The organism is Sphingomonas sp. 179-I 2A4 NHS, assembly GCF_045369135.1.
Lineage (GTDB): Bacteria > Pseudomonadota > Alphaproteobacteria > Sphingomonadales > Sphingomonadaceae > Sphingomonas.
In genome coordinates this window covers 350992-375937 of record NZ_JBIQFL010000003.1, presented here as the reverse complement: position 1 = coordinate 375937, position 24946 = coordinate 350992, and the positions used below count along the sequence as shown (strand labels likewise).

Annotated in this window: 23 protein-coding genes; 13 read left to right on the top strand and 10 right to left on the bottom strand. The window is 66.8% G+C overall.

The genetic code is table 11. The annotated features are described in order from the left end of the window. The first annotated feature begins 97 nt into the window (after nucleotides 1-97). The gene (gene dnaN / locus ACH0CP_RS08025) at nucleotides 98-1216 is read left to right on the top strand and encodes a DNA polymerase III subunit beta (protein ID WP_294443586.1); all 1119 of its coding nucleotides are present in this window, start codon (nucleotides 98-100) and stop codon (nucleotides 1214-1216) included. A 61-nt stretch (nucleotides 1217-1277) separates the two neighbouring features. On the opposite strand, the gene ACH0CP_RS08020 is transcribed toward dnaN, so the two are convergent. Continuing rightward, entirely contained in the window at nucleotides 1278-4301 is a 3024-nt protein-coding gene (locus ACH0CP_RS08020; protein ID WP_294443585.1) for a TonB-dependent receptor domain-containing protein, read from the bottom strand. A 328-nt stretch (nucleotides 4302-4629) separates the two neighbouring features. On the opposite strand from ACH0CP_RS08020, the gene ACH0CP_RS08015 reads away from it, so the two are divergent. Next, nucleotides 4630-4923, top strand: a complete 294-nt coding sequence (locus ACH0CP_RS08015; RefSeq protein ID WP_294443584.1) for a putative quinol monooxygenase — start codon at nucleotides 4630-4632, stop codon at nucleotides 4921-4923. A gap of 49 nt (nucleotides 4924-4972) precedes the next feature. Here the strand turns inward: ACH0CP_RS08015 and ACH0CP_RS08010 are convergent, their stop codons facing one another. Continuing rightward, nucleotides 4973-7264 (bottom strand): CDC48 family AAA ATPase, encoded by a 2292-nt coding sequence (locus ACH0CP_RS08010; RefSeq protein ID WP_294443583.1) that lies wholly within the window; start codon nucleotides 7262-7264, stop codon nucleotides 4973-4975. Between the two features lie 319 nt (nucleotides 7265-7583). On the opposite strand from ACH0CP_RS08010, the gene ACH0CP_RS08005 reads away from it, so the two are divergent. Further along, nucleotides 7584-8474, top strand: a complete 891-nt coding sequence (locus tag ACH0CP_RS08005; RefSeq protein WP_294443582.1) for a LysR substrate-binding domain-containing protein — start codon at nucleotides 7584-7586, stop codon at nucleotides 8472-8474. 86 nt (nucleotides 8475-8560) lie between these two features. On the opposite strand, the gene ACH0CP_RS08000 is transcribed toward ACH0CP_RS08005, so the two are convergent. Continuing rightward, nucleotides 8561-9016: a peptidylprolyl isomerase gene (locus tag ACH0CP_RS08000; RefSeq protein ID WP_294443581.1), complete on the bottom strand. Its 456-nt coding sequence runs from the start codon at nucleotides 9014-9016 to the stop codon at nucleotides 8561-8563. Between the two features lie 137 nt (nucleotides 9017-9153). On the opposite strand from ACH0CP_RS08000, the gene mgtE reads away from it, so the two are divergent. After that, nucleotides 9154-10563, top strand: a complete 1410-nt coding sequence (mgtE, locus tag ACH0CP_RS07995) for a magnesium transporter (protein ID WP_294443580.1) — start codon at nucleotides 9154-9156, stop codon at nucleotides 10561-10563. 209 nt (nucleotides 10564-10772) lie between these two features. Further along, nucleotides 10773-11192, top strand: a complete 420-nt coding sequence (locus ACH0CP_RS07990) for a DUF1489 family protein (protein ID WP_294443578.1) — start codon at nucleotides 10773-10775, stop codon at nucleotides 11190-11192. A 348-nt stretch (nucleotides 11193-11540) separates the two neighbouring features. On the opposite strand, the gene ACH0CP_RS07985 is transcribed toward ACH0CP_RS07990, so the two are convergent. The 4 genes from ACH0CP_RS07985 to ACH0CP_RS07970 all read right to left on the bottom strand — a co-directional run bounded on the left by ACH0CP_RS07985 (nucleotide 11541) and on the right by ACH0CP_RS07970 (nucleotide 12786). Beyond that, the gene (locus ACH0CP_RS07985) at nucleotides 11541-11792 is read right to left on the bottom strand and encodes a DUF6894 family protein (protein WP_406888417.1); all 252 of its coding nucleotides are present in this window, start codon (nucleotides 11790-11792) and stop codon (nucleotides 11541-11543) included. 145 nt (nucleotides 11793-11937) lie between these two features. Continuing rightward, a complete protein-coding gene (locus tag ACH0CP_RS07980) occupies nucleotides 11938-12102 on the bottom strand; it encodes a hypothetical protein (protein ID WP_406875502.1) in 165 nt (54 codons plus the stop codon). After that, entirely contained in the window at nucleotides 12084-12218 is a 135-nt protein-coding gene (locus ACH0CP_RS07975; protein ID WP_406888420.1) for a hypothetical protein, read from the bottom strand. The genes ACH0CP_RS07980 and ACH0CP_RS07975 overlap by 19 nt, the downstream gene beginning before the upstream one ends. Before the next feature lie 130 nt (nucleotides 12219-12348). Beyond that, complete coding sequence (locus tag ACH0CP_RS07970) at nucleotides 12349-12786, bottom strand: MarR family transcriptional regulator (RefSeq protein WP_406875500.1); 438 nt, start codon at nucleotides 12784-12786, stop codon at nucleotides 12349-12351. 600 nt (nucleotides 12787-13386) lie between these two features. On the opposite strand from ACH0CP_RS07970, the gene uvrA reads away from it, so the two are divergent. From uvrA to ACH0CP_RS07955, 3 genes are all read left to right on the top strand, one after another. After that, complete coding sequence (gene uvrA / locus ACH0CP_RS07965; protein ID WP_406875499.1) at nucleotides 13387-16302, top strand: excinuclease ABC subunit UvrA; 2916 nt, start codon at nucleotides 13387-13389, stop codon at nucleotides 16300-16302. Nucleotides 16303-16373: 71 nt separating this feature from the next. After that, nucleotides 16374-16883, top strand: coding sequence for a DUF488 family protein (locus ACH0CP_RS07960; protein WP_406875498.1), 510 nt, complete (start codon nucleotides 16374-16376; stop codon nucleotides 16881-16883). Next, complete coding sequence (locus ACH0CP_RS07955) at nucleotides 16855-17628, top strand: hypothetical protein (protein ID WP_406875497.1); 774 nt, start codon at nucleotides 16855-16857, stop codon at nucleotides 17626-17628. The genes ACH0CP_RS07960 and ACH0CP_RS07955 overlap by 29 nt, the downstream gene beginning before the upstream one ends. On the opposite strand, the gene ACH0CP_RS07950 is transcribed toward ACH0CP_RS07955, so the two are convergent. Both ACH0CP_RS07950 and ACH0CP_RS07945 read right to left on the bottom strand, forming a co-directional pair. Next, nucleotides 17629-17928, bottom strand: coding sequence for a BrnA antitoxin family protein (locus tag ACH0CP_RS07950; protein ID WP_294443509.1), 300 nt, complete (start codon nucleotides 17926-17928; stop codon nucleotides 17629-17631). It lies immediately after the preceding gene. Continuing rightward, nucleotides 17888-17992, bottom strand: a complete 105-nt coding sequence (locus tag ACH0CP_RS07945) for a hypothetical protein (RefSeq protein WP_294443508.1) — start codon at nucleotides 17990-17992, stop codon at nucleotides 17888-17890. The genes ACH0CP_RS07950 and ACH0CP_RS07945 overlap by 41 nt, the downstream gene beginning before the upstream one ends. 567 nt (nucleotides 17993-18559) lie before the next feature. Here ACH0CP_RS07945 and ACH0CP_RS07940 point away from each other — a divergent pair. The 4 genes from ACH0CP_RS07940 (at nucleotide 18560) to ACH0CP_RS07925 (ending at nucleotide 20764) form a co-directional block, all read left to right on the top strand. After that, complete coding sequence (locus tag ACH0CP_RS07940) at nucleotides 18560-18868, top strand: hypothetical protein (protein ID WP_294443507.1); 309 nt, start codon at nucleotides 18560-18562, stop codon at nucleotides 18866-18868. Further along, nucleotides 18865-20121, top strand: coding sequence for a hypothetical protein (locus tag ACH0CP_RS07935; protein ID WP_294443506.1), 1257 nt, complete (start codon nucleotides 18865-18867; stop codon nucleotides 20119-20121). The genes ACH0CP_RS07940 and ACH0CP_RS07935 overlap by 4 nt, the downstream gene beginning before the upstream one ends. Before the next feature lie 127 nt (nucleotides 20122-20248). Next, complete coding sequence (locus ACH0CP_RS07930; RefSeq protein ID WP_227771683.1) at nucleotides 20249-20461, top strand: cold-shock protein; 213 nt, start codon at nucleotides 20249-20251, stop codon at nucleotides 20459-20461. A gap of 69 nt (nucleotides 20462-20530) precedes the next feature. Continuing rightward, a complete protein-coding gene (locus ACH0CP_RS07925) occupies nucleotides 20531-20764 on the top strand; it encodes a hypothetical protein (RefSeq protein ID WP_294443505.1) in 234 nt (77 codons plus the stop codon). On the opposite strand, the gene ACH0CP_RS07920 is transcribed toward ACH0CP_RS07925, so the two are convergent. Beyond that, nucleotides 20761-21213, bottom strand: coding sequence for an Lrp/AsnC family transcriptional regulator (locus ACH0CP_RS07920; protein WP_294443504.1), 453 nt, complete (start codon nucleotides 21211-21213; stop codon nucleotides 20761-20763). The two genes, ACH0CP_RS07925 and ACH0CP_RS07920, sit on opposite strands and share 4 nt — an antisense overlap. A 96-nt stretch (nucleotides 21214-21309) precedes the next feature. Between ACH0CP_RS07920 and putA the strand changes: the two genes are divergently transcribed. After that, nucleotides 21310-24912: a trifunctional transcriptional regulator/proline dehydrogenase/L-glutamate gamma-semialdehyde dehydrogenase gene (putA, locus tag ACH0CP_RS07915; protein WP_294443503.1), complete on the top strand. Its 3603-nt coding sequence runs from the start codon at nucleotides 21310-21312 to the stop codon at nucleotides 24910-24912. The last annotated feature ends 34 nt before the right edge of the window (nucleotides 24913-24946 follow it).

The following is a 24946-nucleotide window of genomic DNA, read 5'->3' as shown; positions in this document are numbered from 1 at the left end:
AAACAAGGGCCGGGGCGCTTGCTCCGGCCCTTTCTCTTTGTCTAGGAAACCCGGGAGTTGCCCCTGGTCGAATCCGGCGGGCCGGGGGATCTGAATCATGAAGGCGACGATCGAACGCGCGACGCTCCTCAAGGGGCTGAGCCATGTCCAGTCGGTGGTGGAGCGGCGCAACACCATCCCGATTCTGTCGAACGTGCTGATCGAGGCGACGGCCGAAGGCTCGCTGAAGCTGATGGCGACCGATCTCGATCTGCAGATCAACGAGAATGTCGCCGCCGCGGTCGACCAGCCGGGCGCCACCACCGTGTCGGCGCACACGCTGTTCGACATCGCGCGTAAGCTGCCCGAGGGCGCGCAGGTCTCGCTCACCGCCGCGGACGGCCGCATGACGATCGTCGCCGGCCGCGCGCGCTTCTCGCTCGGCACGTTGCCGCGCGACGATTTCCCGGTTATCGCCGAGGGCGAGCTGCCGACGCAGTTCGAGATGCCGGCCGAGGCGCTGAAGCAGATCATCGACAAGACGCGCTTCGCGATCTCGACCGAGGAAACGCGGTATTATCTGAACGGCATCTTCCTGCACGTATCGGACGAGGGCGGATCGCAGCCGGTGCTGAAGGCCGCGGCGACCGATGGCCACCGGCTAGCGCGCGTGACGCTGCCGCGCCCCGAAGGCGCGGAGAACATGCCCGACGTCATCGTGCCGCGTAAGTGCGTGGCGGAGCTGCGCAAGCTCCTCGACGAGGTCGACGGCTCGGTCGGCGTGTCGCTGAGCGGCACCAAGATCCGCTTCGATCTCGGCAAGGCGATCCTCACCTCGAAGCTGATCGACGGCACCTTCCCCGATTACAGCCGCGTCATCCCGACCGCGAACGACAAGATCCTGAAGCTCGATCCTTCCGCCTTCATGGAGGGCGTCGACCGTGTCTCGACCATCGCCACCGAAAAGACCCGCGCGGTGAAGATGGCGCTCGATCGCGACAAGATCACGCTTTCGGTGACCAGCCCGGAAAACGGCACGGCGGCCGAAGAAGTGCCCGGCGAATATGTCGCGGCCCCGTTCGAGATCGGCTTCAACAGCCGCTACCTCATGGACATCCTCGGCCAGATCGACGGTGACGTGGTGGAGGTCCACCTCGCGGACGCCGCCGCGCCGACGCTGATCCGCGAGAACGACAAGGCGCCCGCGCTCTACGTCCTGATGCCGATGCGCGTCTGACGCGGACCCTCGCGGCAAGAAAATGCGTCCCGCCGGCCCCTCGCCGGCGGGACGTTTCGTATCAGCTCCCGATCTCGAACCGCAGGCCGACACGAAACGTGCGGCCGAGGAAATCGTACAGCGACCGGTTCGTCCCCGGATCGGGGCTTGACGTGTCGGACGGCCCGCTCCCCACCAGCGCCGGATCGCGGTTGAACAGGTTGTTGGTCTGGAAATAAAGCTCGCCGCGCGCGCCGCCCAGCGTCACCTTCTTCGCCAGATAGGCATCGACATAGAAGGCGCCCGGCAGCCGGTTGTTCGAGATCGTGCGGTTCAGCGCGGTCGAGGCCGGGCAGCCGCTCGTGCACTCGATGTAGGTGTTGTTGTACACCCCCGCACTAAATCCGCGCCCGGTGAGCTGCACCGTCAGATCGTCGAGCGAATAGTTCGCCGTCACGCGATATTTCCACTTCGGCAGCGCGCCGCTGTTCTGCCCAACGCTGTTCACCGGCGGCTGCGTGCCATTGTCGGACCAGCGCTCGATGAAGCGGGTGCCCAGCGCGCGCAGGAAGATCGTCCCCGGCAGCCCGGCCGAGATGCGGTCGAGCGCAGTGCGATAGCTCGCCTCCACGTCCAGCCCGCGGGTACGCTCGACGACGTAATTGAAGTTGGTGGTATAGACCCAGATGTCGCCAAGGTTCGGGATCACGTTCGGCCCCGTCGTCCGGTCCCACCCGTCGCCATAGGCATAGCGCGGCGCGGCGACATTGTCGGTCGTCGCCAGCGCGATCTGCTGGCACAGCGCCTCGTTCCCCTCGAAGCAGCGGTCGACGATCTGCTGCGCGCTCAGCGCGCCGATCGATCCATTGATCTTGATGTCGTAATAATCGACCGACAGGCCCAGCCCCGGCACGAACGACGGGCGATAGATCAGCCCCACGTCCCAGGTATCCGCCTTCTCCGGCCGGAGGTTGAGGTTGCCCTGCGGCACCCCGCGATAGCGCGCGCTCGCCTGCGTCCACGGGTTCAGCAGCGAGTTCGTGTTCCCCCCGCCGGATTGGAACAGCTCGGACAGGTTGGGCGCGCGGATGTCGCGCGATCGCACCGCGCGCAGCTGCAGGTCGCTCACCGGGCTCCACGTCAGCCCCGCCTTCCACGTCACCACCTCGCCCGCCTGGCTGTAGCTGGTCAGCCGCGCTGCGCCGTTGAACCCGATGTTGAACGGCAGCGAGATCAGCGTCTCGATATAGCCTTCGGTCACGTCATAGGCGCCCGCCACCTGCGAATTGTCCGGGAAGTTCCCGCTGTACCAGCCGCTCTGCGCAAATGGCGGTGTATAGGCGGACGTCTCCTCGCGGCGATGCTCGATGCCGAAGGCAAGGCCGATCGGCTTGATCCACGGATTGGCGATATCGGTGCTGAGGTTCAGCGCCGCGACATCCTGCTGGAAGCGGGTCTTCGTCCAGGGATTGCCCATGATGTAGCCGACCGCGGCGGGTGAATTCACCCCGATGCCGAAGCTGTTGTACGGCACGCATCCTTGCGCCAGCGGGTCGCTGCTCCCGTCCCGCGTCACGCGGCACACGATCGTGGCGCGCGCCGCATCCCACACCGCATCGCGCGCATAGCCAAGCTTGGTGCGATTGGGCGACACCAGCGAGATGTGGTTCTCCGTCACCCCGCGCTGGTAATAACCGTCCCAGCTCCACCGCGTCCCGATCAGGTCGAACTTGCCCTCGGCCCCGATCAGATAGCGCTGCACCTCGCGGCGATTGTCGCTCTGGCGCGTCGGATAATCGGCGTTGAACGATCCCAGCGTCAGGCCGGTGGTGGCGATGCTCGGATATTGCGCCAGCAGCGCGGCCGGGATGAAGGCATTGTCGCCGCGGATCGCGATGTTGCCGCGGTCGGTCTGCCGCCCGCCCCAGTTCAGGCCGCGCGTGTAATTATACGCCGCCTCGCCGAACAGCTCGATCCCGTCGGTGATCTCGTAGCTCAGCCGGCCGTAAAGCCCGCGGATCCGCTCGCCCGGCTGAAGCGAGGTGCCGTCGACATGCTGGTTCTCGCGCCAGTCGCCGCCGATCGTCCACTCGCCATTCCCGGCGCGATTGTAACCGGGGCCATAGTCATAGCGGTTGATCGTCCCGCCCTGCCCGAAATAGACGCCGCGCGCCGGCCCGCTCACCACGATCCCGCCGCCCGTCACGCTGTTCAGCCCGGCGCTGGTGGACGGCATATATTGCGGCTGGCCGTTCCCCGGCACGTACGCCGGGTTCTGCGTCATATACATGCCCTTCGCCGCCCAGCCGCGCGGGGCACCGTTCACGCCCTCGCGCTGGATGAAGGTCCCGTTCAGCAGCACATGGCCGCGCCCGCCGGCGAACGGCGCCCCCGCCGTCAGCGTCGCGCGATAGCTGTCGTCGTCGCCATAGGTGGTCTGGCCGTAGCTCAGGTCGCCCTTGATGCCGGTATAATCCTTGTCGAGGATGTAATTCACCACCCCCGCCACCGCGTCGGAACCATAAACGGCCGAAGCGCCGCCGGTGACGATCTCGATGCTCTTCACCAGCCCCTGCGGAACGGTGTTGATGTCCACCGTCCCGTCCGTCGTGGAGGCCACCGATCGCCGCCCGTCGACCAGCACCAGCGTGCGGTTGCTTCCCAGCCCGCGCAGGTTGACGGTGTTCAGCCCCGCCGCCCCGCTCGCCAGTGATCGGTTGCTGTTCGCCGGCGTGATGCTTCCCGCCACCGAAGGCAGCTGGTTCACATAATCGGCAAGGTTCGCCGGGGCCGCCGCCTCCAGTTCCTGCGTGCTCACCACCGTCAGCGGTGTCGGCGCATCATAGCCGTTGCGGATCACCCGCGATCCGGTGACCGTGATGTCCGGCCCGCTGTCACCCTCCACCACCGTCGCGCCTGCGCCTGTCGCCACCCCAGTGCCTGCCTGCGCCGCGTCGGCGGAGACCGTGTCTGCCGAGGCTGCTCCTGCAGAGGCCGGGTCCACGGGGGCCGCCACGCCGCTCGTATCGGGCGCGGTCTGCGCCATCGCCGTCGCCGGCAGCAAGGATGCGGACACCAGGAACACGAAGCGACGTGCGAACACCATTCAATCCCCCACCATCTTGCGTGCGGCGCCGGCTGCTTGTCGCCGCTCGGGCCGCGTGGAGGGGCTGGTTACGAACGATCACCTACTAGGTCGATAGGCTTTATAGGATCATCATTGATGGAGATCCTATCTTGATCCGCGGAACTGGCCCCAAGCGACAGAGAACACGCTCTTTTCTCGGAAACCGCCCCGCACCTGGCTTCGAAAAACAGCCGCGCGGGCCGCAACTGCATTGCGAAGGTAGCTAGGAGCAGTCGTCGCGCAGCCCGTCCGTCACGAACCTCAGCCATCGCGATCGCCCCCTCATCTCGCGAAAGGAAAACGCCCGATGGCGGTCTCGCTGATGCTCAAGATTACCGCCAAGCCGGGTCACGGCTGGAAGGTCGTCACCTATCTGGCACCCAGGCTGAAGGAGACCCGCGCCTTCCCTGGCTGCGAGTCAGTCGCGCTCTACACGGTGGATGATCAGCCCGATCGCGCGCTGCTGCTGGCACGCTGGGCGTCGATCGAGGATTACGAGAAATATGTCGCCTGGCGACAGGGCAGCGGGGCGATGGATCAGCTGATGCAGCTGCTTGCCCGGCCGCTGGAGGTGGTGAAGCTCCAAGAAGCCGCCACCTGATGCGCCATGGACGGGCGCCCCGGCATGCACCGGGGCGCCGCGCCATGGGTCAGTCGCGGCGTTCGCCGCGCGGGGTCAGCTGCCCCGGGGAGATGAAGCCGATCGGCTGGATCGAGGCCGCGTCCTGCTTCAGCTTGGATGCGATCTGCTGGTAATCGCGCTCCATTTCTTCGGTCACGCTCGCGCGGGATTCCTCCAGCGCCGCCTCGAAGTCACCCATGTACACTTCGCGCGCACCCAGCGACCGCCGCAGCGCGATCAGGCCCGCGCGACGCACCACGTCGCCAAGGTCGGCGCCGGTGAACCGCTCCGTCCGCCGCGCCACCACGTCGAGGTCCACGTCATGCGCCAGCGGCATCTTGGCGGTCTGGATGCCCAGGATGCGCCGCCGCCCGGCCTCGTCCGGCACGCCGACATAGATCAGCTCGTCGAACCGCCCCGGCCGCAGCAGCGCGGGATCGACCAGGTTGGGCCGGTTGGTCGCGCCGATCACCACCACGGACTGCAATTCCTCCAGCCCGTCCATCTCGGCAAGGATGGTGTTCACCACCCGCTCGGTCACCTGCGGCTCGCCGAGGCCACCGCCGCGCGCCGGCACCAGGCTGTCGAGCTCGTCGATGAAGATCACCGTCGGCGCCACTTGCCGCGCGCGCTGGAACAGCCGGGCGATCTGCTGCTCGCTCTCGCCATACCATTTGCTCAAGAGGTCGCTCGATTTGGTGGCGATGAAATTCGCCTCCGCCTCGCGCGCCACCGCCTTCGCCAGCAGCGTCTTGCCGGTGCCCGGCGGCCCGTAGAGCAGGAAGCCCTTGGCCGGCCGGATGCCGAGGCGCCGGAACGCATCGGGATCCTTCAACGGCAGCTCGACGCCTTCCTTCAGGCGCATCTGCGCATCGTCCAGCCCGCCGACATCGTCCCAGCGGACGGTCGGCGCCTGCACCATCACTTCGCGCATCGCGCTCGGCTGGACGCGCTTCAACGCTTCCATGAAGTCCTCGCGAGTCACCGCCAGCGTGTCGAGCACCTCGGGCGGAATGGTCCGCTCCTCCAGGTTCAGCCGCGGCATGATCCGCCGCACCGCCTCGATCGCCGCCTCGCGGGTCAGCGCGGCAAGGTCCGCGCCGACGAAGCCGAAGGTGGTGCGCGCCAGCTCGCCCAGGTCCACCTTGTCGCCCAGCGGCATGCCGCGAGTGTGGATGCCCAGGATCTCGCGTCGCCCGCGCTCGTCAGGCACGCCGACCACGATCTCGCGGTCGAACCGCCCCGGCCGCCGCAGCGCCTCGTCCAGCGCCTCGGGCCGGTTGGTGGCCGCGATCACCACCAGGTTCGCGCGCGCCTCCAGCCCGTCCATCAGCGTCAGCAGCTGCGCGACGACGCGCTTCTCCGCCTCGCCCGATACCTGCCCGCGCTTGGGCGCGATCGAATCGATCTCGTCGATGAACACGATCGAGGGCGCGCTCTTGGCCGCTTCCTCGAACACCTGCCGCAGCCGGCCCTCGCTCTCGCCATAGGCGGAGCCCATGATCTCGGGGCCGTTGATCAGGAAGAACTGCGCGTCGCTTTCATTGGCAACCGCCCGCGCCAGCCGCGTCTTGCCGGTGCCGGGCGGGCCATGAAGCAGCACGCCCTTGGGCGGGTCGACGCCCAGCCGCTGGAACAGCTCGGGGTAGCGCAGCGGCAGCTCGACCATCTCGCGCAGCTGGTCGATCGTCGCCGCCATGCCGCCGATATCGTCGTAGGTGACGTCGGCGCGGCGCGCCTCGTTCGGCTCCTCATACTCGGGCCGCAGCTCGACCTCGGTATTCTCGTCGATGTGGACGATGCCCTTGGGCGCCGCGGACACGACGACCAGCCGGATCTCCTGCAACGCATAGGCCGGGGCGTTGACGAACTGCTGCATCCCCGGCGGCATGTTCGCCACGCGCTGGTGCCCGGCAGTCGCCACCACATCGCCCTGCGCCAGCGGCCGGCCGATGAAGGTGCGTTTCAGCGCCACGGTCGACCCTTGCAGCCGCAGGTTCTGCGCCGCCGGCGCGAACACCACGCGCGTCGCCGGGCTCGACTCGGCCTTGCGCACCTCGACGAAATCGCCCGAGCCGACGCCGGCATTGGCGCGCTGCAGGCCGTCGATGCGGACGATCGCCAGTCCCTCGTCCTCGGAATAGGGGCCGACCGCGCGCGCCGGCGTGGTCTTCTTGCCGATGATCTCGATCACGTCGCCTTCGGTGAGGCCAAGCGACGCCATGAACGCCCGCGGCAAATGCGCGATACCGCGCCCGCTGTCTTCCGGGCGGGCGTTGGCAACCTGCAATTTGGTGGCTTGTGTGTCGCTGTCGGCCAAGCCGCTTCTCCTTCGGTATCCGTGTCCGCTAAGATAGATACGCACGAACGCTTTTGGAGTAGCCGGCCCGGCGGCCTTTTTCGTGCACGACGCACGAATGTCCCATGCCCCGGCAAAGGCACAAAAAAAGGGCCGGCCCGAAGGCCAGCCCATGGAAGTTTTTAGGAGAGGATGCCTGAAAGGCCCGCCCTATGTGCGTCGAACCCGCTTATTGTGCAAGTGCGAAGAAAACACCGCCGCGTGCATTTTGTGCAATTCGGCTTGCCGCGTGTCCGGCATTCCCGCATGATGCACCGCACCATAAGCGACTGGATTGACGATGCGCCGGCTCCCTCCCCTCACCGCGATCGAGGCGTTCGTCGCCGTCGCGCGCCTGGGATCGGTGAAGCTCGCGGCGGAGGAACTCGCGCTCTCCGCCCCCGCGCTCAGCCGCCGCGTGCAGACGCTCGAGCGCTTCCTCGGCCGCCCGCTGTTCGATCGCCGCCACCAGGCGATGGTCCCCAATGCGGAAGGCGAGCGGCTGCTGGCGCAGATCGCGCCGGTGCTCGATCAGCTGTCGGATGCGGTCGAATCCATGACCAGCGCGGTCGAGGTCGTCCGCCTGCGCCTCGGCGTGCTCCCGCTCTTCGCCTCGCAGCGGCTGTTCCCGCGCCTGCCCGAATTGCGCGCCGCGCATCCGGAGCTTCACCTCGATATCGACACCGCCGGCCACGGCATCGCCCGGCTGGGTGACGGGCTCGACGCGGTCATCGCCCTCGCGCGCGACATCGATCCCGCGCTCTACGCCCGCCGGCTCGATCGCAACATGGTCTATGTCATCGGCAGCCGCTCGCTGATCGAGCGCCCCGACCCCGTCGTCCGCCCGCAGCAGCTCGCCGCGCTCACCGCGCTCGTCCACCGCGACATGCCGGATACGTTCGTCGCCTGGCGCACCGCCGCCGGGCTCAACGACATCGAGCCGATGGCGGTCGATCATTTCGATTCGGGCGCGCTGATGCTGGAGGCCGCGGCACAGGGCCTCGGCGTTGCCTTCATGCACGAAAGCCATTTCGCCGACGCCGCGGATCCGCGCCTCGTGCGGCTCTTCGATATCGAGGTCGTCAGCCCCTACAGCTACTGGTTCGTCTGCCGCCCGCGCGCGCTCCAGCTGAAGCAGGTGCGCATCTTCCGCGACTGGCTGATCGACACGCTCGCTTCCGACCCGAGCTGAACGCCCGCCCCATCGCCCGGCTCGGCGCAAAGAAAAAGGGGGCCAGTCACCCGAGCCCCCTTCATCCCTCGACGATCGGCCGGTGCTTACTCGGCGCGTGCCTTCACGATCTTGCCCGGCTCGCGCGGCGGCTCGCCCTTGGGCAGCGCGTCAATCAGCTCCATGCCGTTCGTCACTTCGCCCCACACGGTATACTGGCCGTCGAGGAAGCGCGCGTCGTCGAAGCAGATGAAGAACTGCGAATTGGCGCTGTTCGGATCATTGGTCCGCGCCATGGAGCAGACGCCGCGCACGTGCGGCTCCTTGGAGAACTCCTGCTTAAGGTTCGGCTTGTCCGAACCGTGCATGCCAGTGCCCGTCGGATCACCGCCCTGCGCCATGAAGCCCGGGATCACGCGGTGGAACACGACGCCGTCGTAAAAGCCCTCGTTGGCCAGCTCGCCGATGCGCTTCACATGCTCGGGCGCCAGGTCCGGGCGCAGCTTGATCGTCACGTCGCCGCCGTCCAGCGTCAGCGTCAGGGTGTTGTACGTATCGGCCATGGAAAGCCTCCTTCGGGATAACCGGAAAGCCGGCGCCCTATACTTGGCTCTCTTCGAACGCAAATCTCCCCCGGTTGGCAGGCGCCGTCGCGGCGGCTAGGAGCGCCCGCAGATCAACCCGCCGGAGGAGGCCAGCGATGAGCGAAACCGAACTCCGTAGTGCCGAGCGTCCGGGCGAGGACGAGAACCAGCTCGACGCGGACGATCGGCTGAAGCCTGATTATGTCGACGCGGTGCTCGATGCGGTCGATCGCGGCGATACCGAGGAGGCGCAGCGCCTCGTCGAGCCGCTCCACCCCGCCGACATCGCCGACCTGTTCGAGCTGACGCCGGAGGATCGACGCGCCGCGCTCGCTGCCGCGGTGGCCGATCTGCTCGACGGCGACGTGTTCGCCGAGATGAACGATCACGTCCGCGAACAGCTGATCGACGCGCTCGATGCGCGCCAGGTCGCGGATCTCGCTTCCGAGCTCGATACCGATGACGCGGTCGCGATCATCGAGGATCTCGACGTGGAGGAGCAGCGCGAGGTGCTCCGCGCGATGGAGCCCGACGATCGCGCCGCGATCGAGGAGGCGCTGAGCTACCCGGAGGAATCCGCCGGCCGCCTGATGCAGCGCGAGCTGATCGCGGTGCCGGAACATTGGACGGTCGGCGACACGCTCGATTTCCTGCGCGGTGACGAGGAACTCACCACCGACTTCTGGGAAATCTTCGTCGTCGATCCGCAGCACAAGCCGGTCGGCACCTGCGCGCTGTCGTGGATCCTGCGCACTCCGCGCGCGATCGCCATCTCCGACGTGATGGCGCGCGAACAGACGCTGATCCCGGTCGACATGGATCAGGAAGAGGTCGCGCTCCGCTTCCAGAAATACGCGCTCATCTCCGCCGCGGTGGTCGACGGCTCGGGCCGCCTCGTCGGCATGATCACCGTCGACGATATCGTGCACATCATCCAGGAAGAGGCCGGCGAGGACGCCCTGCTGCTCTCCGGCGCTGGCGAAGGCGACATCAACGAGCCGGTGCTGGACAGCTACAAGGCGCGCGTCCGCTGGCTCATCGCCAATCTCTTCACCGCGCTCGTCGCCTCGTTCATCATCTCGCGGTTCGAAGGCACGATCGAACGCATGGTCGCGCTCGCCACGCTGATGCCGATCGTCGCCGGCGTCGGCGGCAATGCCGGCACGCAGACGCTCGCCGTCACGGTGCGCGCGATGGCCACCAACCAGCTGACGCAATCCAACACCGCGCGCGCGATCGGCCGCGAGATCCGCGTCGCCCTGCTCAACGGTGCGACGATCGCGGTGGTGATCGGCACCGGCGTCGCGCTGATCTTCGCCAATCCCCTGCTCGGCGGCGTCATCGCCGCGGCTATGATGACCAACATCCTCGTCGCCGGGCTTGCCGGCGTGCTCGTCCCCGTCGTCCTTGAGCGGCTGCGCGCGGACCCCGCGGTCGCCTCCTCCGTCTTCGTCACCATGACGACGGATTCGATCGGCTTCCTCGCCTTCCTCGGCCTGGCCACCGCCTCCGGCCTCGTCGGCTAACCCACGCGCGGTCGCCACCCGGGCTTGCCACACGAGGTAACGGGATGACCGCCCCCGTTCGTCCCGAGCCAAAGCGATCGCCAACGCTCGTCTCCAGCAACGAGGGGCGCCCTCAGCCCGTTCGTCCCGAGCGCAGTCGAGGGATAGCCCCGCTCGCCACGCAAACGCCATTGGCAACCCGCCCCCACCCACCCCACATGCCAGCCCCGATGGATTCAGAACGCCCACCGCTCCACATCACCAAGGTTGCCTTCGGCCACAGCGCGGTGGAGCATCTCGCCGACCGCCTGCGCCAGCGTGGCGAGGAAGGCCCGCTGTTCCTGACGACGCGCTATCTGCCCAAGCGGCATGAGGAGATCGCCGGCCGAGGCTCGCTGTTCTGGATCATCAAGCACCAGCTCGTCGCCCGCTCCCCCATCCTCGGCTTCGGCGAGGCAGAGGGCGGCCGCGTCGCGATCCACATCGATCCCGCGCTCCGCCTCGTCGCCGCCCGCCCGAAGCGCGCCCACCAGGGCTGGCGCTATCTCGAACATGCCGACGCGCCCGTCGATCTCGGCGGCGACGGCAGCGGCATGGCCACCCTGCCCCCCGCCCTGCTCGGCAAGCTCGCCGAACTCGGCCTCGTCTAGGCCCCGCCGCCGCACCGCGCCGCCGCCCCCCGAACACCCACCCCCGGCACCCCAAAAAGCCCCCGTCGGCCCGGTCACCCGGGCACGGCCACTCCGCTACCCCAGAACGCCCCGTCACCCCGGCCTTGAGCCGGGGTCCCGCTTCTTAACCACCTGCGCGACAAGCCTGTCGTTGAAGGGGACGCACCGCCATTGCTCTCGGTCAGGCGGCCACATCCTGCGCTCACCCCGGCACTGCACCCAGCACCGCGACAAAGACCACCCTCACCCCGGCCCTGAGCCGGGATCCCGCATCCTCACCAGCAACCGAGAAAGGCGCCGCGGCTCACCGCTCGCGCGCAGGCACGCTTACCGCCGCGGCTCCGTCAGCGCCGCCGCATTGGTCACGAACAGATGCAGCACGAACAGGATCAGCCCGGTGGCGTCGCTCGCCTCGATGCTCCAGTCACCATCGTCCCAGACCTGCGAAGCCCGTGCGCGCAGCATGTCACTGGCAAACAGCGCCGCCTCATGGCGCAGCGCCGCCAGATCATCCTTCTCCACGTTCCGCGTCGCCTGTACGCCAGCGGGCGTGCGCAGCTCGATCCGGTATCGCGCCATCCTCAGCCTCCGCGCCCTTAACGTCGCTTCGCCGCGGTGTGTCCCTGATTTGGACGACTTTTGCGCGACTTCGACGCAATCGCTGTGACGCCGCAAGCCGCCGACGCTACTCAGCCGACGTCGATTGCGCCCGTGTCGCCCGCCGTTACAACAATCGCGCCTGCACTTCTGTGGTTTCGCGCGCGGCGCGTTTGAACGCGGCACTCGGATCGACATAGGGAATGTCCGGCCGCTTCCCCGCGAACAATTCCGCCAGCGTCAGAATCTGCAACCAGGGATAGCTCTTGCCGGTCAGCGCAGAGTGGAACACCCCACCGCCGCCGCCCCGCGCTCCATCACCTTGGTCGGCAGCGCCTTGGTGATGAACACGCCGATCGGCGTCTTTTCGCGCGCCATCGCCGAATGAAGGTCGCGGATCACCGGCACGCCGACATTGTCGCGCCCTTGACGGAAACGATCGCCTTCTCTGCCTCCTTCCCATCAGGCTTGAAGCGGCGATACCGTTGTTCCCACGGTCGGGGCCCGCGTTCTTGCCGCCGAACGGCAGTTGGATCCACTAGCTGACACGGCGCGATCCGCCCAAGCGGGGCTTTGTGGAAAGAGCCAGCGCCAACTTTTCGCAGGCTTCGCGGGTCAGGTTTAGGTGGGAACGCCGCCGATCAAACGGATCTGCCTCCCTGCTCAGAAGCCCAATGGTCACCATCTTGTCAATCCAGCGCAACGCAGTTGTGGCGGGTACATAGGAGGCAATGCAAGCGGAGCTGATCGATGTAGCCCGCCCATCGGCGCAATCAATCAAGAGCGCGAGCATCATATCCCAAGCTGGATCAGCGAACAGATCACTGTTCCGGAAATGAAAATCACGCTGGCGCCGTGCACTGTAGATCGCCCGGGCAGCTGCTACATGGTCATGGCCGAGCCCATAGTCTGAAAGCGGCGCCGAGAAGCGCGCCGATTGTTGGCATTCCCAATCGGAATCAAAGCGGCTAGTCATCTCACTACTCCCCAGTAGTCGGTTGTACGCGACTTATTATCTCGCCGTTAACCCTATTTCGAAACGATAGCTATGGCACATTCAAGCGATAATGAAGAATTGATCAAGCGAGTTCGACAGGCACTTGCGATGTCAGATCGGCTCGGCCTAACCGACACAAGTGTTGCTCTGAACAGCGCCCTTATTACCTTGGACGGAGTGGGAACCCACGGCACGAACGTCGACGGGAGGCGTGATATCGGCCCGAACAGTTGTTCCGATCAACCGATCCGATGATGATCCATGTTTGAAGAGGAATCTCCAGAACGGATGCTTCTTGTTAGATCTTCGAACCCACGCACCGTTCCGTCTTAGGTAGAGTCCTCTTCGAGTCGCGGCGCACTTGCCGCGTGCCGGTGGGATTGATCGGACCTGAGGAGTCGCGCTTTCGTCGCACACATGCTCGCGCAGCACGTTCAGATTGGCGCTGTAGTACGGCCGGTTCACCATGCCGCACGGCAACGTTCTAACTCGCCTGCATCGCTCCACTCGCAACCCCGCTGCCCGCTTCCTACATCTCCGGTCTATCCTCCCGACCGGAACGGAAGTAGAACTAAACGCATGCTGACTCACATCTCCGTCCGCGGCGCGCGCGAGCACAATCTCAAGGACGTAAGCGTCGATATCCCCCGGGATACGCTGACGGTGATCACCGGCCTCTCCGGCTCGGGCAAGTCGAGTCTCGCGTTCGACACCATCTATGCCGAGGGTCAGCGCCGCTACGTCGAGTCGCTCTCCGCCTACGCCCGCCAGTTCCTCGAACTGATGCAGAAGCCGGACGTCGATCATATCGAGGGGCTCTCGCCGGCCATCTCGATCGAGCAGAAGACGACCAGCCGCAACCCGCGCTCCACGGTCGCGACCGTGACCGAGATATACGATTACATGCGCCTCCTCTGGGCGCGCGTCGGCGTGCCCTACAGCCCCGTCACCGGGGAGCCGATCGCGGCGCAGACGGTCAGCCAGATGGTCGACCGCGTCATGGCGCTGCCCGAAGGCACGCGGCTCTACCTCCTCGCCCCCGTCGTGCGTGGCCGCAAGGGTGAGTATCGCAAGGAAATGGCCGAGTGGCAGAAGGCCGGCTTCACCCGCGTACGGATCGACGGCGAGATCCACGAGATCGAGGACGCGCCCGCGCTCGACAAGAAGTACAAGCATGACATCGAGGTCGTGGTCGATCGCCTCGCGGTGAACGCGGACATCGCGACGCGCCTCGCGGACAGTTTCGAAACCGCGCTGAAGCTCGCCGACGGCCTCGCGTACGTCGATCTCGCCGACGGCGTCGTCCCGGGGCGCGAGGATGAGGCCGCGTCGGGCGGCGCGATGAAGAACGCCGGCATCCCCGCCAACCGCATCGTCTTCTCCGAAAAGTTCGCCTGCCCGGTCAGCGGCTTCACCATCGCCGAGATCGAGCCGCGCCTCTTCTCCTTCAACGCCCCCCAGGGCGCCTGCCCGGCCTGTGACGGCCTCGGCGAAAAGCTGATCTTCGACGAGGATCTCGTCGTCCCCAACCACGCGCTCACCATCAAGAAGGGCGCCGTCGTCCCCTGGGCGAAGTCCAACCCGCCCTCACCCTATTACATGCAAGTGCTCGGCTCCCTCGCCCGCGCCTATGATTTCAGCCTCGACACCCCCTGGGCCGAGCTTCCGGAGGAGGTGCGGAACATCATCCTCCACGGCACCAAGGGAAAGGCGGTCACCCTCACCTTCATCGACGGCAAGAAGAGCTACGACGTCAGCAAGCCGTTTGAGGGCGTCATCGGCAATCTCAATCGCCGCATGCTCCAGACCGAGAGCGCGTGGATGAAGGAGGAGCTCGGCAAGTACCAGTCGTCCCAGCCGTGCGAGGTCTGCCACGGCGCCCGCCTGAAGCCCGAGGCGCTGGCGGTAAAGGTCGCGATGCAGGACATCAGTCACGCGACCCACCTCTCGGTGGTCGACGCGCTCGCCTTCTTCACCGACCTCCCCAATCACCTCAACGACCAGCAGCGCGCCATTGCCGAGCGCATCCTGAAGGAAATCGTCGAGCGCCTCGGCTTCCTCAACAACGTCGGCCTCGATTATCTCAACCTCGATCGCACGTCCGGCACGCTCTCCGGCGGCGAAAGCCAGCGCATCCGCCTCGCCTCGCAGATCGGCAGCGGCCTCTCCGGCGTCCTCTACGTCCTCGACGAACCCTCGATCGGCCTGCATCAGCGTGACAACGACATGCTGCTCGCCACGCTGCGCCGCCTGCGCGATCTCGGCAACACCGTGCTCGTCGTCGAGCATGACGAGGATGCGATCCGCACCGCCGATTACGTGATCGACATGGGCCCCGGCGCCGGCGTCCACGGCGGGCAGATCGTGGCCCAAGGCACGCTCAAGCAGCTCCTCAAGTCGAAGGGCAGCGTCACCGCCGATTACCTCAACGGCACGCGCGAGGTCCCCGTGCCGGCCAAGCGCCGCAAGGGCTCGGGCAAGAAGCTGACGGTGCACAACGCCACCGCCAACAACCTCACCGGCGTCACCGCCTCGATCCCGCTCGGCACCTTCACCTGCATCACCGGCGTCTCCGGCTCGGGCAAGTCCAGCTTCACCATCGACACGCTCTACGCCGCCGCCGCGCGCCAGTTGAACGGCGCGCGCATCCTCGCCGGCAAGCACGACAAGGTCACCGGGCTGCAGCATCTCGACAAGGTGATCGACATCGATCAGTCGCCGATCGGCCGCACCCCGCGCTCGAACCCGGCGACCTATACCGGCGCCTTCACCCAGATCCGCGACTGGTTCGCCGGCCTGCCGGAGGCGCAGGCGCGCGGCTACAAGCCCGGCCGCTTCTCGTTCAACGTCAAGGGCGGCCGGTGCGAGGCGTGCCAGGGCGATGGCGTGCTCAAGATCGAGATGCACTTCCTCCCCGACGTGTACGTCACCTGCGACGTGTGCCACGGCGCGCGCTACAATCGCGAGACGCTGGAGGTGAAGTTCAAGGGCCACTCGATCGCCGACGTGCTCGACATGACGGTCGAGGACGCGGCGGAGTTCTTCAAGGCCGTCCCCCCGATCCGCGACAGGATGGCGATGCTGGTCGAGGTGGGCCTCGGCTATATCAAGGTCGGCCAGCAGGCGACGACGCTGTCCGGCGGCGAGGCGCAGCGCGTGAAGCTCGCCAAGGAACTCTCCCGCCGCGCCACCGGCAACACGCTCTACATCCTCGACGAGCCGACCACGGGCCTGCATTTCGAGGACGTGCGCAAGCTCCTCGAAGTGCTCCACGCCCTCGTCGAACAGGGCAACACCGTGGTGGTGATCGAGCACAACCTGGACGTCATCAAGACCGCCGACTGGGTGCTGGACCTGGGCCCCGAAGGCGGCGTCAAGGGCGGCGAGATCGTCGCCGAAGGCACGCCGGAGGTGGTGGCGGCGGAACCGCGATCATTTACGGGCAAGTATCTGGCGCCGTTGCTGGGGAAGCGGGAGGCTGTGGCGGCGGAGTGATCGTCGTTGATTGACGACGGGCATAATCTCGACTCATTGCGCGCCCAAACGGGCGCCAAGGGGAACGGCTTATGACTATGCTCGCTACGATCGGCTACGAAGGTGCTTCAATCGCTGATTTTTTGGCCACGCTGGACCTTGCTGGCGTAAAGCAAGTAATTGATATTCGGGATGTTCCTGTGTCCAGGCGTCCAGGCTTTTCGAAGAATATCCTCGCAAGCGCCCTTCACGACCAGGGTGTAAGCTATGTGCATTACAAGGCGCTCGGCGATCCCAAGCCGGGCCGCGAGGCTGCACGAGCAGGACAGTTTGATGCATTCCGGGCGATCTATGAAAAACATTTGACACTTGATGCTGGACAAGAAGCTTTGAAGTCGGCGGTGGAAGTTGCGAAGAGCGTTCGATCTGTGCTGCTATGTTATGAACGGGACAGCAGACATTGCCATCGAACGATTGTAGCGAACGCAATGTCCGAGCTTTATGCCTTTCAGATACGTCATTTAGGCGTTCAGAAGGTAGGGCGCTCGACTGAGAGAGGAACACCGAAGGGCCATGGAACAGTCGCGATCGCACCGTGCTGAGGTTCACATAATCGCCAAAGCATTGCCGCAGGTCGGCGATAAGCACGGTGAGACTGTATGCGTGGCAGCTTTGGACGATAATAGGCAATGGTTCAGGCTCTACCCCATCACTTTCCGAATGCTGTCGGGTGATCAGCGCTTTACAAGATGGAGCAGAGTCGGCGTCCAACTCAGGATGGTGCCTCCGAACAAGGATCGACGATTTGAGTCTCGAAATGTCGATCAAGATTCGATTGAGTTGCTGGGCGAGTTGAAGCCTCAAAATAGAACAGCGTTCATAGAGAAGGCGCTTGTAGATAGTACTAAAAGAGAGCGCTCAGAAGGTCGCAGCCTAGCCCTTATAAAGCCGAGCGACGTAGAGTTCTTTTGGCGCGCGCGTTCGGATGATGCCATAGCGGATCGCTTGTCCGCTTACAGGCGACTGGCTAGTCAACCCGACATGTTCAACAGCAAGCCTCTTAAGCCACTACCCCCGGCACCTTACGAGTTCTACTACAAGTATCGCGACAACGATGGACCTCACGAATGCAGATGTCATGACTGGGAGGTCGAGCAGACCTTTATAAATTGGCAGCGAAAATACGGGGAACGGCGAACTCTGGAGCTCATGGCTGAACGTTACGGGAAGGAGTATCCTTCAGGCGGCATGGCCCTCGCGATGGGCACTCACTCAGCTTATCCGGACGTATGGATGATCATCGGCGTGGTCCGTATGAAGCCAACGGTTCAACCAACATTGTTCTAATCAACCCAACCCCACCGCCTTCCGCAGCGCCTCGTTCATCCGCGCCTGCCACCCCGGCCCGCCCTCGCGAAACTTCTCGATCACGTCGGGATCGAGCCGCAGCGTCACTTGCCGCTTCGCCGCGCCGCGCAGCGGCGGGCGGCCGCGCACGACGCCGGTCCGGCCAAGATAGCCCGTCGCGGGGCGCACGACCTTCCCGCCGATCGAGAATTCGGCGGTCTCGAACATTTCCTCCGTCCACTCCGGTGCGTCGTCGGGATCAACCCAATCGCTGCCGATATCGGGCTTGTTCGCGTTCATTGGCCTTCCTCATCGAAATAATGCGCCGTCCCCCGCTGGTGGCGGTCCAGACGATGACGATCATCCGGCCGTCAAGCAGGCCGAAAGTGACGAACCTCGGCTCCGATAGTCGAACCGTTCGTCCGCCTGCGTAAATGCCGGCCCGGCGAACACCTGCTCCGCCTGCGCAAAGTCCAGCCCGCGCTCGTGCAGCGTCCTAGCGCGCTTCTCCGGGTCGAAGCTGATCTCCAAATCGGAAAATATGTAGCTACGGATTGTTGACGGTCAATGTGGCCGCACCGTTTCGGCGTCACTCACTCGTCATCCCCGCGCAGGCGGGGATCCAAAACCTCCGAACCCCGGCGATCGTGAGCGCTGGCGTTTATGGATTCCCGCCTTCGCGGGAATGACCCCTACAAAGGGAACGGGAACACCCCGCCGCGGCAAAGCCGCGTCGTCAGTCGGCGCTTGAGCGCCGCTGGCGGGGTCCCCGCAAAGTACTACTTTGCGGGGTGCCCTTGGCCGTGGCCGCGCCGGGTGCGCTCGTGCGTAGCTTTGCTACGCCCTCGCGGCGCACGCCGCGCGCGCTGTCCTACAACCCCCTTTTCGGTATAACTCCCCCGTCCAGCGATCACCCGCGAGGACGAAGTCGATGCCGCATCCTGCCGCCATCCCTCCCTTTCCCACCCACGCGCCCATCAGCGACACCAGCCTCGATGCCGTCCGCCACTGGCAAGCGCTGCTTGATGCGCGCCTGATCGGCACCCGCCCCGAAACCCCGCCGAACGTCGCCGCCAACCGCGCCGCCACCGACGCGCTGTTCCGCAGCATCGCGCACGATCGCCGCCGGCTGGAACGCGCCGCCTCCTTCACCCTGCCACCGCCCTGCATCGATCCCGGCCACCCCCGCCCCGCCGCTCCCCCAACCGGGCAGCCACTCAGCACGGGAGAAGCACGATGAGCCGCCGCAAGGCCCCCGCCAGCCTCTCCCCCGCCGCCGCCATCATCGACGCGCCCGCCGCGCCGGAGCCCGCCATCGCCGCGCTCCCCGCCCCGCCCGCGCTGCCGGACGAAACCTTCCTCCCCGATCCCGATGCGGAGGAGCCGTTCGGCCGTGTCTCGCGCCGTGCCGATGGCTGGTCCGCCGCCAACCAGCGCCGCTTCCTCGAGGCGATCGGCGAAGGGCATGGCGTGGAGGCCGCGTGCCGCCGCGTCGGCCTGTCGGTCGCGTCCGCCTATGCCTTCCGCCGCACGCCCAAGGGCGCCGCCTTCGCGCTCGGCTGGCGCGCCGCCTCGCTCGTCGCGCGGGAGGCGATCGCCGAAACGCTGCTCGTCCGCGCCCTTGAAGGCCAGGTCGATACCTATGTCCGCGCCGACGGCACCCACGTCACCCGCCACCGGCACGACAATCGCCTCGCCATGTCGCTGCTCGCCCGGCTCGATCGCCAGGTGGAGGCCGCGCCCGATGCGGATGTGAAGGCCGCGCGGCTCGTGGCGCAGGAATTCCACGCCTATCTCGATCTCGTCGGCCGCGATGAAGGCCCGGCGCGCGCCGGCCTGTTCCTCGCCCGGCGCTGCGGCGGCCTCATCGGCGATGATGGTGACGAGGCGGGCGACACCGCCGATCTCGCGCCCATCTATGCGCTCGCCACCGCCGATCGCCTCGCGCGCACCGGCATCGCCACCGCCGGCGAGGTGCCGGTCGATGATCTCGATCCCGCCCGGCGCGGCGAATGGACCGCGGAGCAATGGGCCCGCGCCGAGGCCGCCGGCCTGCTCCGCCTCGCCGTCCCGTCCGATCCCGCCGCAGACACCGATCCGCTCGCCGGCGAAAACGCGCCAGCGCCTCAACTTCCTCAACATTCGCGGGAGACTGACCTGCTCGACGGCGATGGCGACGGCCCGATCGAGCCCGAAACCCTGTTGTGGTGGGACGAGGATCAGCAGGAATGGCTCACCCGCTTTCCCCCGCCCGACGATTTCGATGGCGATGAGGAGCATACGCCCGATCATCCCGATTATTGCCGCACGCTCACCCCGGCGGAGGAGGCGGCGATCGGCCCCCCTCCCGAATATCTCGACGATACGACGCTCGATCTGCTCGCGGATCGACGCGAGGGCTTCTTTGCGGGGGCGGCGATGCGGCTGGCGGAGCGTCAGCGGCGGTGGGCGGAGGCGTCCGATTCGCTATTTCCGGCCGATGCGCCTATATAGGTAAAGCTACGTTCGCAAATCGACGGTCTTTGGCGCTTTGCGGCACCTTCTTCCTTCTTTCCCTGCTGCCGCGGCACCGGGGCGTACCGGTCGTCGGCCCCCGTCCGAAACAAGAAGGAAAATACACATGGCTAATCTTGGCACCGTCAAGTTCTTCAACGCTGACAAGGGCTTTGGCTTTATTGCTCCCGACAATGGCGGCGCGGATGCGTTCGTCCATATTTCCGCGGTGGAGCGTGCCGGCTTTGTTACGCTGAACCAGAACCAGCGGGTCAGCTACGAGCTGGAAAATGATCGCCGCGGGCGGACCAGCGCGGTCTCGCTCGAAGCCGCGGAGTAACCCTCCCGTTGCCGCGTGGGCCGGCAATGGTGCCGGCCCGCGGATCCTCGAACCAAGGAGCTTCCCCCGATGGCCGATGATGCAACCATGTACCGGGCCCGCGCCGCGACCGAAATGGCCAATGCGAAGGGCGCAACGCTCGCCAATGTGCGCGATCGCTGCGAACGCGCCGCGCGTGCGTGGGAAACCATGGCCGAGCGCGCCGAGCGGGTCGCCGTCCAGCGTCACGAGCGCGAGGCCGCAACCGCGGCGCAGCGCGATGCCGCTGCTGCCGCCACCGCCCCGCTCACCGCGGCCGGCTAGAACCCTCCTTCCCTGATCGTCTCCATCACCACGAAGGTGGAGGTGCTGGCGACATGCGGCAGCGTTGAGATCCGCTCCCCCAGCACGTCGCGATACTGGCGGATGTCGCTGGTGCGGATCTTCAGCAGATAGTCGAAGCTGCTGGCGATCATGTGGCATTCCTCCACCTGGGGGATGGCCAGCACGCCGCGGCGGAATTCCGCCAGCGCCGCCTCCCGCGTGTCGGACAGTTTCACCTCGGTGAAGGCGACATGGCCAAGGCCCAGCTTTTCCGGGTCCACGACGGCCTTGAACCCGCGGATATAGCCGCGGTCGGTCAGCCGCTTCAGCCGCGTCTGGCACGGTGTCTTGGACAGGCCCACCCGCTTCGCCAGCTCGGTGACGGAAAGCCGCCCGTCCTTCTCCAGCACCGCGATGATTTTCCGGTCAAACGCGTCGATCTCGTCCATTTGGCCTGTCCTACATTCCGGTGCCAGGCTAAATAGCCTGCGACGGCCGCGATCAAAAGTCGGATGGCCTGTGGCGGAATCGCTATATCTGCGGCCATGGAACCGCTGTTCGCCGATTTCGCCCCGCCGATCCGCCCCGCGACGCCGCTTCGCGCCGCGATCACCGCCGCCACCCGCCGCCCGGAGCCGGAGGCGCTGGCGCCGCTGCTCGACGAGGCGACGCTACCCGATGCGGTGAAGGCGCAAGCGCTGGCGACAGCGACGAAGCTGATCACGGCGCTGCGGGCCAAGCACAAGGGCACCGGTGTCGAGGGCCTCGTCCAGGAATATGCCCTGTCCAGCCAGGAAGGCGTCGCCTTGATGTGCCTCGCCGAAGCCCTCCTCCGCATCCCCGACGACGAAACCCGCGACGCGCTGATCCGCGACAAGATCGCCGGCGGTGACTGGCGCAGCCACATCGGCGACGGCCGCTCCCTCTTCGTCAACGCCGCCACCTGGGGCCTGGTGGTGACGGGCAAGCTCACCAACAGCGTCAACGACCGCGGGCTCGCCGCCGCGCTGACCCGCCTCATTGCCCGGGCCGGCGAACCGGTGATCCGCCGCGGTGTCGACATGGCGATGCGCATGATGGGCGAACAGTTCGTCACTGGCGAGACGATCGACGAAGCGCTGAAGCGCGCCCGCCCGCTCGAGGCACGCGGCTTCGGCTACAGCTACGACATGTTGGGCGAGGCCGCGACCACCGCCGCCGACGCCGATCGCTATTATCGCGACTATGAAACCGCGGTGCACGCGATCGGCAAGGCCTCCGCTGGCCGCGGCATCTATGTCGGCCCCGGAATCTCGATCAAGCTGTCCGCCCTCCACCCCCGCTACGCCCGCGCGCAGGCCGACCGCGTAGTGGCCGAGCTGCTGCCCAAGGTCCGCGCCCTCGCGCTGATCGCCCGTGGCTATGACATCGGCTTCAACATCGACGCGGAGGAGGCGGACCGCCTCGAACTCTCGCTCGACCTCCTCGAAAGCCTGGCGCTCGATCCCGCTCTCGCCGGCTGGAACGGCCTCGGCTTCGTCATCCAGGCCTATGGCAAGCGCTGCCCGTTCGTCATCGACTGGATCGTCGACCTCGCCCGCCGCGCCGACCGCCGCATCATGGTCCGGCTGGTCAAGGGCGCCTATTGGGACGCCGAGATCAAGCGCGCGCAGGTCGATGGGCAGGCGGATTTCCCCGTCTACACGCGCAAGATCCACACCGACGTATCCTACCTCGCCTGCGCCCGCCGCCTGCTGGCGAACCGCGATGTGGTGTTTCCGCAATTCGCCACCCACAATGCGCAGACGCTGGCCACCGTCCACGCCATGGCCGGCCCCGACTTCACCATCGGCGATTATGAGTTCCAATGCCTCCACGGCATGGGCGAGCCGCTGTATGATGAGGTGGTTGGCGCGGACAAGCTGAACCGCCCCTGCCGCATCTACGCGCCGGTCGGCACGCACGAGACGTTGCTCGCCTATCTCGTCCGCCGCTTGCTGGAAAACGGCGCGAACAGCTCGTTCGTCAACCGCATCGCCGATCCCGAGGTGTCGGTCGCCGATCTCGTCGCCGATCCGGTCGCGGTCGTCCGCGCGACCGATACGCCGGGGCAAAAGCACGCCGCGATCGCGCTCCCGGCCGATCTCTACCCCCGCCGCTGCAATTCGGACGGCCTCGACCTCACCGACGAACGCACGCTCGCCGCGCTGGGCGAGACGATGCAGGCCGGCGCGTACGGCAACTGGCGCGCCGCCCCCGCCGATGGTCAGGGCACGCCCCGCCCCGTGCTGAACCCCGCCGACCACCGCGACACCGTCGGCACCGTCGTCGAGGCAAGCCCCGAGCAGGCATGGGCCGCCGCGCGCACCGCCGCTGCCGCCGCCCAGTCATGGGCCGCCACCTCCCCCGCCGACCGCGCGGCCATCCTCGATCGCGCCGCCGACACGATGCAGGCGCGCATGGCCGAGCTGATCGGCCTGACCGTGCGCGAGGCCGGCAAGTCCGTCCCCAATGCGATCGGCGAGGTGCGCGAGGCGATCGACTTCCTGCGCTATTACGCCGACCAGGCCCGCCGCAGCTTCGGCCCCGCACACCAGCCGCTCGGCACCGTCACCTGCATCAGCCCGTGGAACTTCCCGCTGGCGATCTTCACCGGGCAGGTCTCCGCCGCGCTCGTCGCAGGCAACACCGTGCTGGCGAAGCCGGCCGAGGAAACCCCGCTGATCGCCGCGCAGGCCGTCGCGATCCTCCACGCGGCCGGCGTCCCCACCGACGCGCTTCAGCTCGTTCCCGGCGACGGATCGATCGGTGCCGCGCTGGTTGCCGCGCCGGAGACTGCCGCAGTGATGTTCACCGGCTCGACCGAAGTCGCCCGCCTCATCCAGCGCGAGCTCGCCACCCGCGTCTCGCCCGATGGCGCGCCGATCCCGCTCATCGCCGAGACGGGCGGCCAGAACGCCATGATCGTCGACAGCTCCGCGCTCGCCGAACAGGTGGTGGCAGACGTCATCGCCTCCGCCTTCGACAGCGCCGGCCAGCGTTGCTCGGCGCTGCGCATCCTGTGCCTGCAGGAGGAGGTCGCCGACCGTATCCTCACCATGCTGCGCGGCGCGCTGCAGGAGCTGCGCATCGGCCGCACCGACCGGCTGGCGGTCGACATCGGCCCGGTCATCACCGCCGAGGCGCAAGGCAACATCACTCGCCACATCGCGGCGATGCGCGATCGCGGGCACAAGGTAGATTCGCTCCCGCTCGGCGAAGCGACCGCCAACGGCACCTTCGTCGCCCCCACGATCGTCGAGCTGCCCGACATCGCCGAGCTGGAGCGCGAGGTGTTCGGCCCGGTGCTCCACGTCATCCGCTACAAGCGCAGCGGGCTCGACGCGCTGATCGATCGCATCAACGCCACCGGCTACGGCCTGACCTTTGGCCTCCACACCCGCCTCGACGAGACGATCGCCCATGTCACCGCGCGGGTGAAGGCAGGCAATCTCTACATCAACCGCAACGTCATCGGCGCGATCGTCGGCGTTCAGCCCTTTGGTGGGCGCGGTCTGTCGGGCACCGGGCCCAAGGCGGGCGGACCGCTTTATCTCGGCCGCCTGGTGCGAGGCGCGATCGAGGCGCCCGCGGGCACCTCGACCGCCACGGATGCGGCCACCCGCGACCTCGCACTCTGGCTCGAACAGCACGGCGACACCGCAGGCGCCGCGCACGCCCGCGACATCGCCGCCACCTCCCCGCTCGGCCTCGAGGCGGAGCTCGACGGCCCGGTGGGTGAGCGCAACCTTTATGCCCTCCACCCGCGCGGCCGCATCCTGCTGCTGCCGGAAACCAGCGCCGGGCTGATGGCGCAGCTCGCCGCCGCGCTCGCCACCGGTAACGATCTGGTGGTGGACTCGGCGCTCCGCACCGATCTGCCTGCGCCGATCGCGGCGCGCGTCCGCTGGACCAGCGACTGGGCGAACGATGGTCCCTATGCCGGCGCGCTGATCGAGGGCGACGCGGCGCGTGTGCAGGGCCTGCAGCAGCGACTCGCCGCGCTCGACGGCCCGATCGTGCTGACGCAGGCGAATGACTATCGCCTCGAATGGCTGGTCGAGGAGGTTTCCACCTCGATCAACACCACCGCGGCGGGCGGCAATGCCAGCCTCATGGCGATGACCTGACCGGCCACGCAGGCGGCGCAGCGCGGGTCGTGCA

Coding starts and splice junctions, on each gene's coding strand:
- dnaN (WP_294443586.1), top strand. CDS start 98: ATGAAGGCGACGATCGAACGCGCGACGCTCCTCAAGGGGCTGAGCCAT.
- ACH0CP_RS08020 (WP_294443585.1), bottom strand. CDS start 4,301: ATGGTGTTCGCACGTCGCTTCGTGTTCCTGGTGTCCGCATCCTTGCTG.
- ACH0CP_RS08015 (WP_294443584.1), top strand. CDS start 4,630: ATGGCGGTCTCGCTGATGCTCAAGATTACCGCCAAGCCGGGTCACGGC.
- ACH0CP_RS08005 (WP_294443582.1), top strand. CDS start 7,584: ATGCGCCGGCTCCCTCCCCTCACCGCGATCGAGGCGTTCGTCGCCGTC.
- ACH0CP_RS08000 (WP_294443581.1), bottom strand. CDS start 9,016: ATGGCCGATACGTACAACACCCTGACGCTGACGCTGGACGGCGGCGAC.
- mgtE (WP_294443580.1), top strand. CDS start 9,154: ATGAGCGAAACCGAACTCCGTAGTGCCGAGCGTCCGGGCGAGGACGAG.
- ACH0CP_RS07990 (WP_294443578.1), top strand. CDS start 10,773: ATGGATTCAGAACGCCCACCGCTCCACATCACCAAGGTTGCCTTCGGC.
- ACH0CP_RS07985 (WP_406888417.1), bottom strand. CDS start 11,792: ATGGCGCGATACCGGATCGAGCTGCGCACGCCCGCTGGCGTACAGGCG.
- ACH0CP_RS07970 (WP_406875500.1), bottom strand. CDS start 12,786: ATGACTAGCCGCTTTGATTCCGATTGGGAATGCCAACAATCGGCGCGC.
- uvrA (WP_406875499.1), top strand. CDS start 13,387: ATGCTGACTCACATCTCCGTCCGCGGCGCGCGCGAGCACAATCTCAAG.
- ACH0CP_RS07960 (WP_406875498.1), top strand. CDS start 16,374: ATGACTATGCTCGCTACGATCGGCTACGAAGGTGCTTCAATCGCTGAT.
- ACH0CP_RS07955 (WP_406875497.1), top strand. CDS start 16,855: ATGGAACAGTCGCGATCGCACCGTGCTGAGGTTCACATAATCGCCAAA.
- ACH0CP_RS07950 (WP_294443509.1), bottom strand. CDS start 17,928: ATGAACGCGAACAAGCCCGATATCGGCAGCGATTGGGTTGATCCCGAC.
- ACH0CP_RS07945 (WP_294443508.1), bottom strand. CDS start 17,992: ATGATCGTCATCGTCTGGACCGCCACCAGCGGGGGACGGCGCATTATT.
- ACH0CP_RS07940 (WP_294443507.1), top strand. CDS start 18,560: ATGCCGCATCCTGCCGCCATCCCTCCCTTTCCCACCCACGCGCCCATC.
- ACH0CP_RS07935 (WP_294443506.1), top strand. CDS start 18,865: ATGAGCCGCCGCAAGGCCCCCGCCAGCCTCTCCCCCGCCGCCGCCATC.
- ACH0CP_RS07930 (WP_227771683.1), top strand. CDS start 20,249: ATGGCTAATCTTGGCACCGTCAAGTTCTTCAACGCTGACAAGGGCTTT.
- ACH0CP_RS07925 (WP_294443505.1), top strand. CDS start 20,531: ATGGCCGATGATGCAACCATGTACCGGGCCCGCGCCGCGACCGAAATG.
- ACH0CP_RS07920 (WP_294443504.1), bottom strand. CDS start 21,213: ATGGACGAGATCGACGCGTTTGACCGGAAAATCATCGCGGTGCTGGAG.
- putA (WP_294443503.1), top strand. CDS start 21,310: ATGGAACCGCTGTTCGCCGATTTCGCCCCGCCGATCCGCCCCGCGACG.